This is a genomic window from Pseudomonas sp. LBUM1655, from assembly GCF_059716085.1.
This window is the reverse complement of sequence record NZ_CP166801.1, coordinates 3465524-3481152: the sequence shown is the minus strand read 5'-3', so window position 1 is coordinate 3481152 and position 15629 is coordinate 3465524. Positions and strand designations below refer to the sequence as shown.

Genomic DNA, 15629 nt, shown 5'->3' with positions numbered 1-15629 from the left:
CAGTGTGTCAGGCAACACATCATTAACTGATACACCGCTATCGCGAGCAGGCTCACTCCTACAGGGGATTGCGGTGGGGTCAGAAGGCGTAAGGGATGCTGACTTTCGCCCAAAGCATTTCACCTTCAGGCCGGTTCTCCACGTCAAACTCCTTGGCCCAGCGAATCTCCGCGCTTGCGTATTTGAGGAAGGTGAAGTGCAGCGCCGGGCCAATCGCGAAGACTTTGCCGCGCACACCGTCGTTCACGTCTTCGCCGGCAAACTGCACGGTGTGGCCGAACTGTTTGTCGTCGCTGGTTTGCTTGAGGTAGTAGCCGTTGATGCCGAGCATCAGGTCGTCGGTGAGCTTGTAACTGGCCGAATAATCGAAGTGGAAGATCTGCCCGGATTTGTAATCGGTGTCCTTGTTCTTCTCGTTGAAGCTGTAGGTGGTCTTCATCGAGACCTCGGTCCTGTCCGTCGGCAGCCAGGTGAAGGAGAACAGCGGTTTGTAGGTGTAGAAGTTGTTGCTGGTATTGGCCAGCCGATCGACGCTGTATTCACCGGTGGGCACGGTGATTTCCACGGCCGCGCCGAGGGTCAGATTCTTGCCCATGTCCCACAGAATGATCGGTGCGATGGTGGTGTCGCCCATGCCTTCGCGGGTGTCGCTCAAGCCGAATACCGAGACTTCCTGCTTCAGCCACGGCTGGGCGATATAGCCGGCCAGACGACCACCGAATACGCGCACCGGACTCAGATAGTCGATGCGCGGGATCACCGCCGTAGACTCGATCTCGACATTGGGCACCTTGCCGCCGAGCGAGCTGATGTTGAGCTTTCGCGCCTTGTAATGGTTGTAGTAGAGGTTGAACGCGACCATGTTCTCAGGAAGGCTGTCGACCTCCATCGGCAGCATGAAAAAGCCGTCGGTGCCGGTGCCGATGTTGTCGACGCCGGCTTCGGTGGCCAGGGCCGGCAGGGTTGCGGCGCAGCCAAGCAAAGTCAGGGCCAGGCGCAAGGGCAATGTCGCGCGATTCGGGTGCATATCCGTCCTCATTATTATTGTGGTGGGGCGCAACGCCGGCACGCAGAACGCCCGGCACTCTAGAAATAAGCGCTTGGCGCCCGACGGGGCAGGGTATTGGCGGACACTGAGGGGGGCTTCTGCGGACAGTCGGCAAACCCTGTGCTAACTTCCTTCGACATAACCGGTAACAAAAATAACAATCAAGCGTGCTCCGGAATGTCTAGCCCCCATGAACGTAAAAGTCCAAGACCCGACCTTTGAACTGGCGCTGGTCTCGCCGTTTCTTCTGCAAACCCTCGCCGAAGTCGCGCAGAGCAAGGGCGTCGAGGCCGAGAGCCTGTGTCGTGGCCTGGGATTTACCCTCGAAGATTTGCAGGACCCGACGCAGCGGATTTCCTATCGGCAGGCAGTGGCGATGATTCAGCGTGCGCTCAAAGTGCTGCCCAATCAGGGCCTGGGTTTGTGGGTCGGGGCACAGAATGTTCTCGGCACGCTCGGTTTGCTCGGCCATGTGCTGTCGCTGTGCAAGACCCTGCGCGATGCCTTTGCTCTGGGCATTCGCCATCAGCACACCACCGGCGGGATTGTGGTTTCCAGCGTCGATGTGGTCGGCGAGCACGTGCATCTGGATGCCGAATGCCGCTTGCCGTTCGCCGATGTGCAGGTGTTCGCGGTCGAGGAGTTTTTTGCCAGTCTGCTGGTGTACGGGCGGGCGTTGGCCAGTGCCGACTTCAAGCCGATTGCCGTGGAGTTCGTGCATGCCACACCGGATTACCTCAGCGAATATCACCGTTTGCTCGGCCCGCAGGTGCGCTTCGGTTGCCTGCACAATCGCATGCTGATTGATGTGCGATGGCTGGACGTGAGCCTGCCCAATCATCATTCGCTGGCGTTGCGTCAGGCGGTGGCCTTGCTGGAGCTGGAAGCGGCGCAGGTGCACCAGAAGCTTGACCTGATTCAAGCGGTGGAGCGGGCGATTGCCCGGGATCTGAGTCGCGGCAGTCATATCGAGAAGATTGCCGGCGACCTGAACATGAGCAGCCGCACCTTGCGCCGGCGCCTGACCGAGCATTCGTTGACCTTTGAGGCGTTGCTGGAACAAGTGCGCCAGGCGCGGACGATGAGTCTGCTGGCCAATCCCGACATGCCGATCGAGCGCATCACCGAAGAGGTGGGCTACAGCGATGTGCGCAGTTTTCGCCGAGCGTTCAAGCGCTGGACGGGGATGAGCCCGAGTGCGTGGCGGCAAGAGAGCACCGCAACGGTTTAGATGAACCCTGTGGCGAGCGGATTCATCCCCGATGGGCAGCGAAGCGGCCCCAAAAACCTGCAAACGCGGTTTTTCTGGAAGGCGGCATATACCTGTTTTGCGACGGCTGCGCCGCCGATCGGGGATAAATCCCCTCGCCACAAGGGACCTTCGTGCTCAGTACATCGGCGTTTCAACCCCACAAACCCTCCGGCCACAGGTACACTCCCGCGCACTTTCCCAAGGAGTTCACATGAGTTACTACCAGCCGGGCATTCTCGCCACCCCTGTTCCTGCGCAAGCACGTCATCTGTTTTTCGCCCTCGCGTCGGTTGAAGCACTGCCGCAGGCGATCGACAACCTGATGAATCTGGTGGACGGCAAGTCGGCGGTGGTCGGTTTCGGTGAATCCCTGGCCAAGGCGCTCAACGTGCAAATCGACGGCCTGCGCAGCTTCCCGGCCATGACCGGCGTCGGTGTGGAAAACCCGTCGACCCAGCACGCCCTGTGGGTCTGGCTGCACGGCGTCGACCGTGGTGAACTGCTCAACCGCTGCAATGCTTTCGAAGCCGCACTGGCCCCGGCCCTGCGTCTGGTTGAGGCTCAGGAAGCCTTCCGCCACAAGGACGGCCACGACCTGACCGGCTACGAAGATGGCACCGAAAACCCCCACGATGACGCCGCTGTTGCCGCCGCCCTGCAAAGCGCGGGTGCCGACGGTCTGGTCGGTGGCAGCTTCGCCGCGATCCAGCAGTGGCAGCACGACCTCAAGGGTTTCCATCAGTTGTCCGCCGAAGACAAGGACAACATCATGGGCCGTCGCCTCAGCGACAACGAAGAGATTGACGACGCGCCGGTTTCCGCCCACGTCAAACGCACCGCGCAAGAAAGTTTCGCGCCTGAGGCGTTCGTCGTGCGCCGCTCGATGCCGTGGATCGAAGGCGATCGCGCGGGCTTGATGTTCCTTGCCTTCGGCTTCTCGCTGGATGCGTTCGAAGCGCAACTGCGGCGCATGAGCGGTCTGGAAGATGGCATCACCGATGGTCTCTATCGCATCTGCCGTCCGATTACCGGCGGTTACTACTGGTGTCCACCACTCAAGGACGGGCATCTGGATCTGCGCGCTTTGCGCATCGGCTAAGGAGCAAAACAAATGGACGTGGTGCGTTGGGGCATGATCGGTTGCGGTGACGTCACCGAGCGCAAGAGCGGGCCGGCCTTCTACAAGGCTCCCGGTTCGGCGTTGGTGGCGGTGATGGGTCGGCGTCTTGAAGCGGTGAGCGATTACGCCACGCGCCACGGCATCGCCCGGGTCTACACCGACGTCGATGCACTGATCAACGATCCCGAGGTGGACGCGGTGTACATCGCCACGCCACCCGACAGCCACCACGCCTACAGCCTCAAAGTCGCCGCCGCCGGCAAGCATTGCTGCGTGGAAAAACCCATGGCACTCAGCTCGGGGCAAAGCCGCGAGATGCAGCAGGCGTTTGCCGACGCCGGTTCGCACCTGTTCGTTTCCTACTACCGCCGTTCGTTGCCGCGCTTTCAACAAGTGCGCCAATGGCTGGAGGAAGGGCGCATCGGCGCGGTGCGGCACCTGAGCTGGACATTGACCAAGGCGCCGTCGGCGGCAGACCTGGAGGGCAGCAACAACTGGCGAACCGACCCCGCTGTGGCCGGTGGCGGCTACTTTGTCGACCTGGCCAGCCACGGTTTCGACCTGTTCCAGTACCTGCTCGGCGACATCGTTGAAGTCGCCGGATTCACCGCACGACAGGCTGGCTTGTATGCGGCTGAAGATGCGGTCAGCGCCAGTTGGCGGTTTTCATCCGGAGCGCTGGGCATGGGTTGCTGGAGCTTTGTTGCGGATCGGCGTGAAGATCGGGTCGAGATCATCGGCAGTGAAGGGCGAATCAGTTTTTCAGTGTTTGATGAGCACCCGGTGCAGTTATTTGCCGACGAACAGATCAGCCTGCAAATCCCGCATCACGAGCACATTCAGTGGCATCACGTATTGGGCATGAATGCGCATATCCGTGGTGACGCGCAGCATCCGGCGGTGGCCGAGCAGGCCGTGAAAACCGACTGGGTCATGGATCAGATTCTCAAACGGCACTGATCCCCCTGACATACAACATCCCCTGTGGGAGCGAGCCTGCTCGCGAAGGCGTCGTGTCAGGTTCCCATTCGAATACTGACACACCGTCTTCGCGAGCAGGCTCGCTCCCACATTTGCTCCTGTGTTGTCGCATCTAAGGATATGCCCAAACAATATTTCTCAACCTTGTCATAACAACTCTAAGATCACGTCATAACTCGTTATAACAAGTGATCCGAAGATGACCGATAACGTTCTCTCCCTAAGCAGCGTTCCTCTGCACACCCAACTGCGCGACGTCCTCCGCGCGCGCATTCTCGATGGCGAATACCCGCAAGACAGCCAGATGCCATCCGAAAGCGAACTCGGCGCGCTGTTCAAAGTCAGCCGCATCACCGTGCGCCAGGCGCTGGGTGATCTGCAAAAGGAAGGGCTGATCTTCAAGATCCACGGCAAAGGCACCTTCGTTGCCAAGCCGAAAACCTTCCAGAACGTCAGCAGCCTGCAAGGTCTCGCCGAGTCCATGACCGGGCGCGGCTACGAGGTGATCAACCGCCTGCGCAGCTTCAAATTCATCCCGGCGGACAAGCGCGTCGCCGAGCGTTTGCAGGTCGCCGAGGGCGAGATCGTCGCGCAGATCAAACGCGTGCGGTTGATCAACCGTGAGCCGATCTCGCTGGAAATCACCTACCTGCCCAAAGCCGTCGGCGAGCGGCTGGAGAAGGCTGATCTGGTTACTCGCGACATCTTCCTGATCCTCGCAAACGACTGCGGCATCGCCCTAGGCCACGCCGATCTGGCCATCGACGCGGTGCTCGCTGACAGCGACCTGACTCAGGCGCTGAACGTCGAGGCCGGCTCGCCGATCATGCGTATCGAACGTCTGACCCACGACGCGCAGGGGCAGCCGCTGGACTTCGAACACCTTTACTACCGTGGCGATGCGTTCCAGTACCGCCTGCGGATCGACCGGCAAAAAGGGGAGCAGGCATGACACGCAGCACGCTTGAGCAGGAATACGACATCGTCGTGATCGGCGGCGGCACTGCCGGCCCGATGGCCGCGATCAAGGCCAAAGAGAAGAACCGTGATCTGCGCGTGCTGCTGGTCGACAAGGCCAACGTCAAACGCAGCGGCGCGATCAGCATGGGCATGGACGGTCTGAACAACGCGATCATCCCCGGCCACTCGACGCCCGAGCAGTACACCAAGGAAATCACCATCGCCAACGACGGCATCGTCAATCAGGCGGCGGTGTACGCCTACGCCACCCACAGCTTCGAAACCATCGAGCAACTCGACCGCTGGGGTGTGAAGTTCGAGAAGGACGAAACCGGCGATTACGCGGTGAAAAAAGTCCACCACATGGGCGCCTACGTGCTGCCGATGCCGGAAGGTCACGACATCAAGAAAGTCCTTTATCGCCAGTTGAAGCGCGCGCGGGTCAGCATCACCAATCGACTGGTCTGCACCCGTTTGCTGACCGACGAAGAGGGCGCGGTCAACGGTGTGATGGGCTTCGATTGCCGCACCGCCGACTTCCATGTGATCAAGGCCAAAGCGGTGATCCTTGCCTGTGGCGCGGCCGGGCGCCTCGGTTTGCCATCGTCGGGCTATTTGATGGGCACCTACGAAAACCCGACCAATGCCGGCGACGGCTACGCGATGGCCTATCACGCCGGGGCCGAACTGGCGAACCTCGAATGTTTCCAGATCAACCCGCTGATCAAGGATTACAACGGCCCGGCGTGCGCCTACGTCACCGGCCCGCTGGGCGGCTACACCGCCAACAACAAGGGCGAACGCTTCATCGAGTGCGACTACTGGAGCGGGCAAATGATGTGGGAGTTCCACCAGGAACTGGAAAGCGGCAACGGCCCGGTATTCCTCAAACTCGATCATCTGGCCGAGGAAACCATCCAGAACATCGAGGAAATCCTGCACAGCAACGAACGCCCGAGCCGTGGCCAGTTTCACGCCAATCGCGGCACCGATTACCGCACGCAAATGGTCGAGATGCACATTTCCGAGATCGGTTTTTGCAGCGGCCACTCGGCGTCCGGTGTGTGGGTCAACGAGCGCGCCGAGACTTCGGTGAAAGGCTTGTATTCGGCCGGGGACATGGCTGCCGTGCCGCACAACTACATGCTCGGCGCGTTTACCTACGGCTGGTTCGCCGGGCACAACGCGGCGGAGTTTGTTGCCGGACGTGAGTTTTCCGCGTTGGATGCCGGGCAGATCGAGAAAGAGAAAGCGCGGGTCTACGCACCGCTGGATCGCGAACACGGCCTGCCGCCGGCGCAGGTCGAGTACAAGCTGCGGCGCTTCGTCAACGACTACCTGCAACCGCCAAAAGTGACAAAGAAGATGCAGATCGGCCTGCAACGCTTCAGCGACATCGAACGTGATCTCGACCAGATGAAGGCCAGCAACGCCCACGAACTGATGCGCGCCATGGAAACCAGCGTGATCCGCGACTGCGCCGAAATGGCTGCCCGCGCTTCGCTGTTCCGCGCCGAAAGCCGCTGGGGGCTTTACCACTACCGGGTCGATCACCCGCAGCGCAACGACGCTGAATGGTTCTGCCATTGCCACCTGAAGAAGGGCGACGACGGCCAGATGACCAGTTTCAAAAAAGCCGTCGAGCCTTACATCATCCCGCTCGATGCCGAAGAAATGCAGGCTTACGACCGCTTGCGGGTCGGCGCTTTTGCCGCGTGATGCATCACCCATAGAGAACCCGAACCATGGCCTATCAAGCCCAGGAAATCTTCTTCCGCTCCAACGCCCCCGTCACCGTGGACGAGGACAAATGCATCGCCGAAAAGGGCTGCACCGTGTGCGTCGACGTCTGCCCGATGGATCTGCTGGCGATCAACCCTGCCACGCAAAAGGCCTACATGGCGTTCGATGAATGCTGGTACTGCATGCCGTGTGAGAAGGATTGTCCGACCGGTGCGGTGAAAGTCGATATCCCTTATCTCCTGCGTTGAAACCCGCTCCCACATTGGAACTGTGAGAACACAAAGCCATCCGGAAACCCCGGACGCTGGATTCAAAAACACCCCTCGTTTCCCACCGCGCCCTGATCGCGGCGGAGACGAACATCCTATAAATGATTCGAGGGGAAACACTCATGTTGCGTGCAGCAATCGCCGGTCTCGTACTGGCCTCGTTCACCTTCTCGGCCTCGGCCGAAACCATCCGTATTGCTATCGGCACCCAAGACACCACCATCAACTGCGCCGCCGGCGGTCTGTTGATTCGAGAGCTCGGCCTGCTCGACAAGTACCTGCCCCACGACGGCGCCTACAAAGACGCGAAATACGATGTGCAGTGGAAGAACTTCACCAGCGGCGCACCGCTGACCAACGAAATGGTCGCCGGCAAACTCGACTTTGGCGCCATGGCCGATTTCCCCGGTGCGTTCAATGGCGTGGCATTCGAAACCGCCGGCAAGCACAGCCTGTTCATCAGCGTGTTGTCGGGCAGCACCAAGGGTAGCGGCAACGGCATCGTCGTGCCGAGCGCGTCGGGCGTGCAGTCGCTGAGCGAACTCAAGGGCAAGACCATCTCCGTGCCGTTCGCTTCCACGGCGCACGGTATGTTGCTGCGTGCGGTGGCGGAGCAGGGCTGGGACCCACTTAAAGACGTGAACATCATCGCTCAGCCGCCAGAAGTTGCCGGCTCCGCGTTGCAGGCCGGCAAGATCGACGCCCATGCTGATTTTGTGCCGTTCGCCGAACTGTTCCCCAGCCGTGGTTTCGCTCGCAAGATCTATGACGGCGCCCAAGCGAATTCGCCGACCTTTCACGGTGCTCTGGTCGATCAGGCGTACGCGAAAAAGTACCCGGAAATCGTCGTCGCTTATCTGCGCGCAAGCATCGAGGCCAATCAGTTGCTGGCCGCCGAGCCTGAGAGGTACAGCGAGCTGATCGCCAAAGTCACTGGCGTCGATGCCGAGGTCAATTACCTGTTCCACGGTCCGCTCGGTGTGCAGACCCGAGATCTGAGCTGGAAGCCGGAATATCGCCAGGCAGTCGGAACGGCCATCGACACATTGAAACTGCTGAAAAAGGCTGATCGTGGACTCGATCTGAACAACTTCATCGACGACCAGTACATCCGCGCCGCATTCAAGGCTTCGAACCTGGATTACACCGCGCAACTCGCCAACTACGCGCAGACGCCGCTCAAGACTGTTGATTCCGCCAGCGGTAAAGCCATCACGGACTTGCGCCACGTCGCCGAAATCTGGGTGCGCGGTGAAGACAAAGTGCGCCAGTACGCCTCGGCGCAAGCGGCGTTCAGCGCATTGGCCGGTTTGAAGCAGGACGGTAAAAGCATCCGTGCGGTGTATGCCCAGGCCAGCGACAGCGGGATCAAGTTGCTGGCGGATCAGGCGTGGTTTGCCAGTGATGCCAAGGGGCGTTTGAGTGCATTCCTGCTCAAGGGCCAGGCCCAGCAATTTGCGGCGGCGCAGGGGGGGAAGGTTTTCGACTTTACCGATGCCACGGCACAGGCTGTGGTCGCTCGTTAAGGGCAGATCAAGAGCCCCTCACCCTAACCCTCTCCCGGAGGGAGAGGGGACTGACCGGGATGTTTGGGCGAGATACGCCGACCTGGAATACCGAGCCGAACTCAGGTTTTGAAACACACAAAATCGGCTCCCTTTCCCCCTCGCCCCCTTGGGGGAGAGGGCTGGGGTGAGGGGGTAAATCTTAGCCGTCACACAGATCCGGAACTGGAAACCCGCTCCATGAAAACACCTTCCGCCTTGCGCTGGACATCAAGATCCGCCTCACTGCTGCTCTGCCTTCTATTCTGGCAACTCGCCGCCAGCCACCACTGGAACCTCGGCCTCGTCACCTTCGCCAATGTGCCTACGCCATTGGCGGTCATCGAAGCCGCACTCGGTCTGGGCGACTCCGGCAAGCTCCTGCAACACCTGACCGCCAGCCTCAGCCGCGTCTTCGCCGGCTACCTCGCTGCACTGGTCGTCGGCATCGCATTGGGCCTGGCCATCGGCCGTTCTAAATGGGCTGAAGACCTGTTGCTTCCACCGCTGGAAGTCCTGCGCCCGATCCCGGCCGTGGCATGGATTCCATTGGCGATCCTGATGTTCCCGTCCTCGGAGTTGTCGATGGTCTTCATCACCTTCACCGGCGCGTTGTTCCCGATCCTGCTCAACACTGTGCACGGCGTCGAAGGTGTCGATCCGCGCCTGATCGCTTCGGCGAAAAGCCTCGGAGCAGGGCGTCGGGCGATCCTGCTGGAAGTGATCCTGCCCGGTGCTGCGCCAAGTGTCATCACCGGCCTCGCCATCGGCATGGGCACGTCGTGGTTCTGTCTGGTGACCGCGGAAATGATCTCTGGCCAGTTCGGCATCGGTTACTACACCTGGGAGTCCTACACCATTCAGAACTACGCCGACATTGTCGTCGGCATGTTGCTGATCGGCGTACTGGGTATGGGCAGCAGTTTGTTGATCAAGCGTCTGGGTGGGTTGTTCACGCCTTGGCATCGTCCACGAGGTAAAGCCTGATGAGCATGATGCAAACCCCGGAAGGGCGGATTGATATCCGCAAGTTGTCCATCGTCCTCGGCGAAGGTCGGCACGCGTTTGAAGCGGTGCAGGGCCTCGATTGCCAGATCGAACCCGGCCAGTTCGTGTGCATTCTCGGCCCGTCCGGTTGCGGCAAATCGACCTTGCTCGGCGCCTTGGCCGGGCACTTGAACGCGCATGCCGGTAGCCTCAAAGTCGATGGCGCCGAGGTGTCCGGCCCGTCGCCGCAGCGCGGCATGGTGTTCCAGCATCACACGCTGTTCCCGTGGCGCACGGTGCGCGAAAACGTCGCCTTCGGCCTGAAGATGCAGGGCATCGGCAAGGCTGAACGTCATCGCGCCGCCGACGAAATTCTCAAACTGGTGGGCCTCGACGGTTTCGCCGAACGCTGGCCCGACCAACTCTCCGGCGGCATGCAGCAACGGGTGGAGATCGCCCGGGTGCTGGTCAATCGTCCACGGCTGTTGCTGATGGACGAGCCGTTCGGCGCGCTGGACGCCTTGACCCGGCTGAACATGCAGGAACTGTTGCTGGACATCTGGACGCGCATCCGCACCACCGTGGTGTTCGTCACCCACGACATCGACGAGGCGCTGTTTCTTGCCGACCGCTTGCTGGTGATGAGCGCGCGGCCGGGGCGAATCATCGAAGATCTGCGCCTGGATTTTCCGCGTCCGCGCACTACTGAGCTGGTCACCAGCCATGAATTCTCGCGTCTGAAGCGCCACTGTCTCGAACTGTTACGCCACGACAACGACCGACCGCTGCCGCGCCTCAATCCGCTCGGCCTGCCTCCCGAAAACCCTTTGCCGCGATTTGCCCTATGACCTCTATTTTTGCTGTGACCGATAACCAAGACATTCTCGACCTGCAACCACGACTGACCGCTGAAGACGCTGGCGTGCGGCGCATCGCCCTGATTGATCTGGCGGATCTCGAAGAACCGGATGGCTTGCTCTGGCTGGTGGAGCGCCTCGCGCATGATCCCGCCGAAGAAGTCCGCGCCGAAGCCGCGCGGCTGCTGGAGGCCTGGGAAGACGAGCCTGTGGTCGCCGCCTTGTGTGACGCGCTGACCGATCCGTCGCCAGCCGTACAATCTGCCGCCGCGCAGAGCCTCAGCCTGCTCAAGACCGAAGCCGCCGGGCGGGTGATTCTGCCGTGGACCGATCATGTCGACGTCAGCGTGCGGATCGCCGCGTTCCGTGCTTTACGTGAGTTGCGTTTTGCCGCTGCCGCGCCCGCTGCAGTCGCCGCACTGCAGGATGCCGACGCCCATGTACGCCGCGAAGCCGTGGGCGTGCTCGGCTGGCTCAAACAACTCGACGCACTGGCGGCATTGGCGCGACTGGCCAGCGCTGACCCTGACACCGAGGTGCGCCGCGCCGCCACCGGCGCTCTCGGTCTGGCCTCTGGCGCCGATGTGCTGCCGGCCCTGCGCCAAGCCTTGCAGGACGACGCCTGGCAAGTGCGCGAGGAAGCGGCGACTACGTTGGGCAAAGTCGGTCACACCGACGCCGGCCCGGCATTGATCGAAGCGCTGGGCGACGATTACTGGCAAGTCCGCCTGCGCGCCACCCGCAGCCTCGGTCGCTTGCGTTTCGCTCCTGCGCTCGACGCCTTGATCGAAACCCTTGGGCACCGCATCAGCAACCTGCGCAAGGAAGCCGCGTTGGCCTTGGGCGAGTTGAATGATCGCGGTGCAGTGGCGGCGTTGCAGGCCGCGCAGGACGATGGTGATCCGGAAGTGCGCAAAGCGGTGCGGATAGCCCTGAGTCAGCTGCAATGAACCCGCTGTCAGTCGGCAACTCGCAGAGTGAGCAGACCCTTCGACTAAGCTGGCCTGATGGCAGCGAATCGGTGCTCGATCACGCCGAACTGCGCCGCCAATGCCCCTGCTCGCAATGCCGCGCTTTTCGTCTGCGCGGCTTGACGCCGCTGGTGGATGAACGCGTGCGCCTCATCGAAATCAATCCCCAAGGCTATGGCGTGCAGCTGGTGTTCAGCGATGGCCACCAACGCGGGATCTACCCGTGGCAATATCTCGCACAGCTCACTTCCTGAACCCACCAAAAGCCCAATGTAGGAGTGTGGTGTGTCAGAAAGATTTACTGACGCTGGCAACCACAGTCGCGGTGCACACGTCCTTGAATCCCCAGTTGCTCAAGCACTGGGTTTGCGACAGATCGGTGTCGATGTAGCTCAAACCCAGCAGCACTCCGGCCAGATTGTGGGTGACTTTCACTTCCCATTCGCGGTACGACGCTTCGCCATGCCCGGAGGCCGAATACACATGCGGATCCTTGAAATCCATATGGCCATAACGCAACTTCAGGCCCGAATCGAACGGCAGTTCGGTTTCATAGCTGACGTAGCTGTAAAGCGAACTCTGCTGGCTATCGATGCCGGGCGCATCGCTTGAGTAATACGCCGCGAATTTCACCCCGTACACACCGAGAATCCCGTACACCTCACTCTGGTTGAATTGACTTTCCCCGGGATAGGCGTATTTGAGATAGCCCAGATCCAGGCTGACGTCTTCGGTCGCCTGCCACAGCCAACCGGCGTAGTAGTCGACTTCCTGCCGGGTTTTCAGGCCGCCGCCGAAATCGACGTTGGAACTCCAGGCGCCGAGGTACAAACCGCTGCTGTGGGCGAGGGTCAAACCGGCCTGCACGGCGGGGTCGTTCTGGGTCTGCGAGATGCCGCGAGTGCGGTAATCGCTGGCCACAGTCAAATCCACCAGCACGGCGAAGTCGTCGTTCAAGGGGACCGCGTGGCTGCTTAAAGGCAGCAGGCTCAAGGAACTCAGGGCGAACAGGGGCAAGGCTTTCATGTGAAGTCCCGATGTTGTGATTGTTATGGGGCAGAAAGAGAAACCTGTAGGAGCTGCCGAAGGCTGCTCCTACAGGGAGGGGCGGTGTTGTTATTGAGCGGCGGTATAGACCTGACGGCCGCCGAACCAGGTTTGCAGGACCTGGGTGTCATGCAGGGCTTTGTCGTCGACGCTGAACACGTCGCGATCAAGGACGATGAAATCCGCCTGTTTGCCCGGTGTCAGCGAACCGATCTGCTTGTCCAGGCCAATGGTTCGCGCGGCGTTGGCGGTGTAGGCGTAGAACATGGTTTCGCGGTCCAGACGCTCCTCGGCATTGAGCACGCCCAGCGGGCCGACGCGGGTGATGGCCTGGGCCATGGCGTTGAACGGGTTCGCTGACGACACCGGCCAGTCACTGGCGCCGGCAATCGTCGCGCCCTGTTTGAGCAGCGAGTGCGCCGGGTATTGATAACGGAAGGCGAGTGCGCTGACGTAGGGCTTGATCATGTCGGTGGTGTAATCGTCGGCACTGGCCCACAGCAGCTGCATCGAGGCGATCACGTTCAGTGGTTTGAAACGGGCGAATTCTTTCGGGTTGACCATTTGCAAGTGAGTGATCGAGTGCGTCACGCCGCTTTGCCGATCCTGGCGCGCCTGGGCGATGCCGTTCAACGCTTCGCGCACCGCACGGTCGCCGATAGCGTGGATGTGCACTAGCCAACCGCGTTGATCAATGGCGCTGACCAATGCGCCGAAATGCTGCGGGTCGATCAGCAATTCGCCCTGTTTGTGCGAGTTGCTGTACGGGTCGATCATCGCCGCACTTTGCGCCGGGTATTCGATCACCCCGTCAGCGAAGATTTTGATGCCGGGCAGGGTGAGGTTGGGGATGCCCTGAAACTGCTGGCGAACCTTGTCGAGGGTATCGAGATCGGCAGGTACGCTTTTCGAATTGGCCACCAGCAGCGCGGCGACGTGCACGCTCATGTCGCCGCTTTCTGCCAGCGCCTTATAGGCCGGCAGCACGCCGACGGTTTTCTCGGTGGGTTTGAGAGCGAAAACCGGCTCGCCCGGTGCGGCGTTGGCGGCGGGATCCATCCACGCCGTAATGCCGAGGCTGTTGTTGTAGCGCACGGCGGACTTCGCCGCGTTGAGCATGGCGGCGGCGCTTGGCACCGGCATTTTCGAGGCGACCCGATCCCAACCTGCATCGACCAGAAAACCGTTGGGTTCGCCGTTGGCCAGTTTGCCGATCGTATCTTTTTCCGCGTCTGGCAGGCTTTTCAGCAGTGCGGCGTCGATGCCTGCGCGTTTGAGCATCACGTTGTTGGCCCACGCGGTGTGGTGGTCGCTGCCGGTGAACACCACCGGCACGTTGGCCCATTCACCGTTGTTGAAGGTTTTGCCCAAGGCTTCAGCCTGCGCCCAATACTTCGAATTCATGCCGGCAATGCTCAGCACATCGCCATGCCTGGCCGTGCCGTCGTCCCGCCAGTTGCGCAGGTTTTTTTCCAGTTCGTCGAGGGCAACGACTTCGTCTTCCATGTTCGCCGAGACCATTTCCAGACCACCGAAAATCGCGTGGGAATGGCTATCGATCAGGCCGGGCATCAGCGCTTTGCCGCCTAGATCGATAACTTTTGTGCCGGGTTCGATCAGCGCTTTGATCTGTGCATCCGTGCCGACTTTCAACACTTTGCCGTTCTCCACGGCCAGCGCCTGCACCTTGGGTTGAGCGCGGTCGGCGGTGAAAATCTTGCCGTTTAGCAGCACCAGATCAGCCGCGGCCATGGCTTCCATCGAGGCAAAACTTACTGCAGCGACAAGCAGATTCGGGATGAATCTTTTCATTGAAGATTTCCTTGTTATTGCGTCTGATGGCCAGATTAGTGGCTGGCAACGACCGACAGAACGCCTCCCTCACGAAAAACGTTTTTGCCTGAATGGAAAAAGCATGGACAAGTTGGGTGCATTGAAAATGTTCGTGGTCACCGCGCAACTCGGCAGTTTCAGCCGCGCTGCCGAGCAACTGGGCAAGACGCCGTCGGCGCTGACCAAAGCGGTCAACCACCTGGAAGCCGAACTCGGGGCGCGGCTGTTTGAGCGCAGTACCCGGCGGATTTTGCTCACCGAAATCGGCCGGGTGTATCTGGAAACCGCACGCTTGGTGCTGCAGCGCCTGGAAGAGGCCAGCGAGGAAATCGAGCAACTGCAGCACGGTTTGCGCGGCAGCCTGAAAATCACCGCGCCGCTGGCGTACGGGCGTGCGTTTCTCGATCAAGTGTGCGACGGCTTTTTGCAGCAATACCCGCAGATCAGCCTGCAAGTGGATCTGTGCGACGAGTTCGTCAATCTGCTGGAAAGCGGCTACGACCTGGCCTTGCGCGAAGGTCACGATGACTTGCCGGGGCTGATCGCGCGGGTGGTCGGCAGCAATCGCCTGGCCCTGTGCGGCAGCCCTGAGTATCTGGCGCGCAAGGGCTTGCCGGTGAATCCGCAAACCCTAGATCAGCATGAATGGCTGCTGTACCGGCACCCGTTGCTCAGCCGTGAGTTCTGGTGGGCCGAGCGTGACGGTCAGCGCCTGAGCCTGCCGCAACCGGCAACGCCACGCTTGCGCAGTGACAATTACGACTTGCTGCTGGCCAGCGCTTTGGCCGGGCGCGGTTTGCTGCATACGCCGTTGTGGAGTGCCGCGCCTTATATTGCGGACGGGCGACTGGTGCGGGTCATGGCCGAATACGCCATCGATCCGGACAGCTTCGGCCCGCACATTCTTGCGGTGTACCCGAGCCATCGGCGCGCCACGGCGAAAGTCGTGGCGTTTATCGATTACATCGCAGGGTTTCTGGCCGAGCGTGGTTTGAGCTGACTGGCGGTGCTTGTCAG

The 15629-nt window shown here is 60.9% G+C and carries 15 protein-coding genes; 12 read left to right on the top strand and 3 right to left on the bottom strand.

The genetic code is table 11. The features are described from left to right. Positions 1-79: 79 nt before the first annotated feature. Positions 80-1027, bottom strand: a complete 948-nt coding sequence (locus tag ACA074_RS15490; RefSeq protein ID WP_497677300.1) for a SphA family protein — start codon at positions 1025-1027, stop codon at positions 80-82. Between the two features lie 211 nt (positions 1028-1238). Between ACA074_RS15490 and ACA074_RS15485 the strand changes: the two genes are divergently transcribed. The 11 genes from ACA074_RS15485 (at position 1239) to ACA074_RS15435 (ending at position 11986) form a co-directional block, all read left to right on the top strand. Beyond that, on the top strand, positions 1239-2279 hold the full coding sequence (locus tag ACA074_RS15485) for an AraC family transcriptional regulator (protein WP_497677299.1): 1041 nt from the start codon (positions 1239-1241) through the stop codon (positions 2277-2279). Between the two features lie 232 nt (positions 2280-2511). After that, the gene (locus tag ACA074_RS15480; protein WP_497677298.1) at positions 2512-3399 is read left to right on the top strand and encodes a Dyp-type peroxidase; all 888 of its coding nucleotides are present in this window, start codon (positions 2512-2514) and stop codon (positions 3397-3399) included. A gap of 12 nt (positions 3400-3411) precedes the next feature. Beyond that, positions 3412-4380, top strand: a complete 969-nt coding sequence (locus ACA074_RS15475) for a Gfo/Idh/MocA family protein (RefSeq protein ID WP_497677297.1) — start codon at positions 3412-3414, stop codon at positions 4378-4380. Positions 4381-4600: 220 nt separating this feature from the next. Beyond that, the gene (locus ACA074_RS15470; RefSeq protein WP_497677296.1) at positions 4601-5353 is read left to right on the top strand and encodes a GntR family transcriptional regulator; all 753 of its coding nucleotides are present in this window, start codon (positions 4601-4603) and stop codon (positions 5351-5353) included. After that, complete coding sequence (locus ACA074_RS15465) at positions 5350-7080, top strand: fumarate reductase/succinate dehydrogenase flavoprotein subunit (RefSeq protein ID WP_497657435.1); 1731 nt, start codon at positions 5350-5352, stop codon at positions 7078-7080. Before ACA074_RS15470 ends, ACA074_RS15465 begins: the two co-directional genes overlap by 4 nt. 26 nt (positions 7081-7106) lie before the next feature. Beyond that, on the top strand, positions 7107-7352 hold the full coding sequence (locus ACA074_RS15460; RefSeq protein ID WP_003225615.1) for a 4Fe-4S dicluster domain-containing protein: 246 nt from the start codon (positions 7107-7109) through the stop codon (positions 7350-7352). 143 nt (positions 7353-7495) lie between these two features. Next, complete coding sequence (locus tag ACA074_RS15455; protein ID WP_497614260.1) at positions 7496-8899, top strand: ABC transporter substrate-binding protein; 1404 nt, start codon at positions 7496-7498, stop codon at positions 8897-8899. A 219-nt stretch (positions 8900-9118) separates the two neighbouring features. After that, positions 9119-9904: an ABC transporter permease gene (locus tag ACA074_RS15450; RefSeq protein ID WP_489879456.1), complete on the top strand. Its 786-nt coding sequence runs from the start codon at positions 9119-9121 to the stop codon at positions 9902-9904. Continuing rightward, positions 9904-10752 carry an ABC transporter ATP-binding protein gene (locus tag ACA074_RS15445; RefSeq protein ID WP_497677295.1) on the top strand — a complete coding sequence of 283 codons (849 nt, stop codon included), beginning with the start codon at positions 9904-9906 and terminating at the stop codon, positions 10750-10752. Before ACA074_RS15450 ends, ACA074_RS15445 begins: the two co-directional genes overlap by 1 nt. Continuing rightward, the gene (locus ACA074_RS15440) at positions 10749-11711 is read left to right on the top strand and encodes a HEAT repeat domain-containing protein (protein ID WP_497677294.1); all 963 of its coding nucleotides are present in this window, start codon (positions 10749-10751) and stop codon (positions 11709-11711) included. The genes ACA074_RS15445 and ACA074_RS15440 overlap by 4 nt, the downstream gene beginning before the upstream one ends. Further along, complete coding sequence (locus ACA074_RS15435) at positions 11708-11986, top strand: DUF971 domain-containing protein (protein ID WP_489879459.1); 279 nt, start codon at positions 11708-11710, stop codon at positions 11984-11986. Before ACA074_RS15440 ends, ACA074_RS15435 begins: the two co-directional genes overlap by 4 nt. 34 nt (positions 11987-12020) lie before the next feature. Here ACA074_RS15435 and ACA074_RS15430 read toward each other — a convergent pair whose 3' ends face one another. Both ACA074_RS15430 and ACA074_RS15425 read right to left on the bottom strand, forming a co-directional pair. Continuing rightward, a complete protein-coding gene (locus tag ACA074_RS15430; protein ID WP_497677293.1) occupies positions 12021-12758 on the bottom strand; it encodes a TorF family putative porin in 738 nt (245 codons plus the stop codon). Between the two features lie 90 nt (positions 12759-12848). Next, positions 12849-14591, bottom strand: a complete 1743-nt coding sequence (locus ACA074_RS15425; RefSeq protein WP_497677292.1) for an amidohydrolase — start codon at positions 14589-14591, stop codon at positions 12849-12851. Between the two features lie 103 nt (positions 14592-14694). Between ACA074_RS15425 and ACA074_RS15420 the strand changes: the two genes are divergently transcribed. Beyond that, positions 14695-15612, top strand: a complete 918-nt coding sequence (locus tag ACA074_RS15420) for a LysR family transcriptional regulator (protein WP_401266838.1) — start codon at positions 14695-14697, stop codon at positions 15610-15612. The last annotated feature ends 17 nt before the right edge of the window (positions 15613-15629 follow it).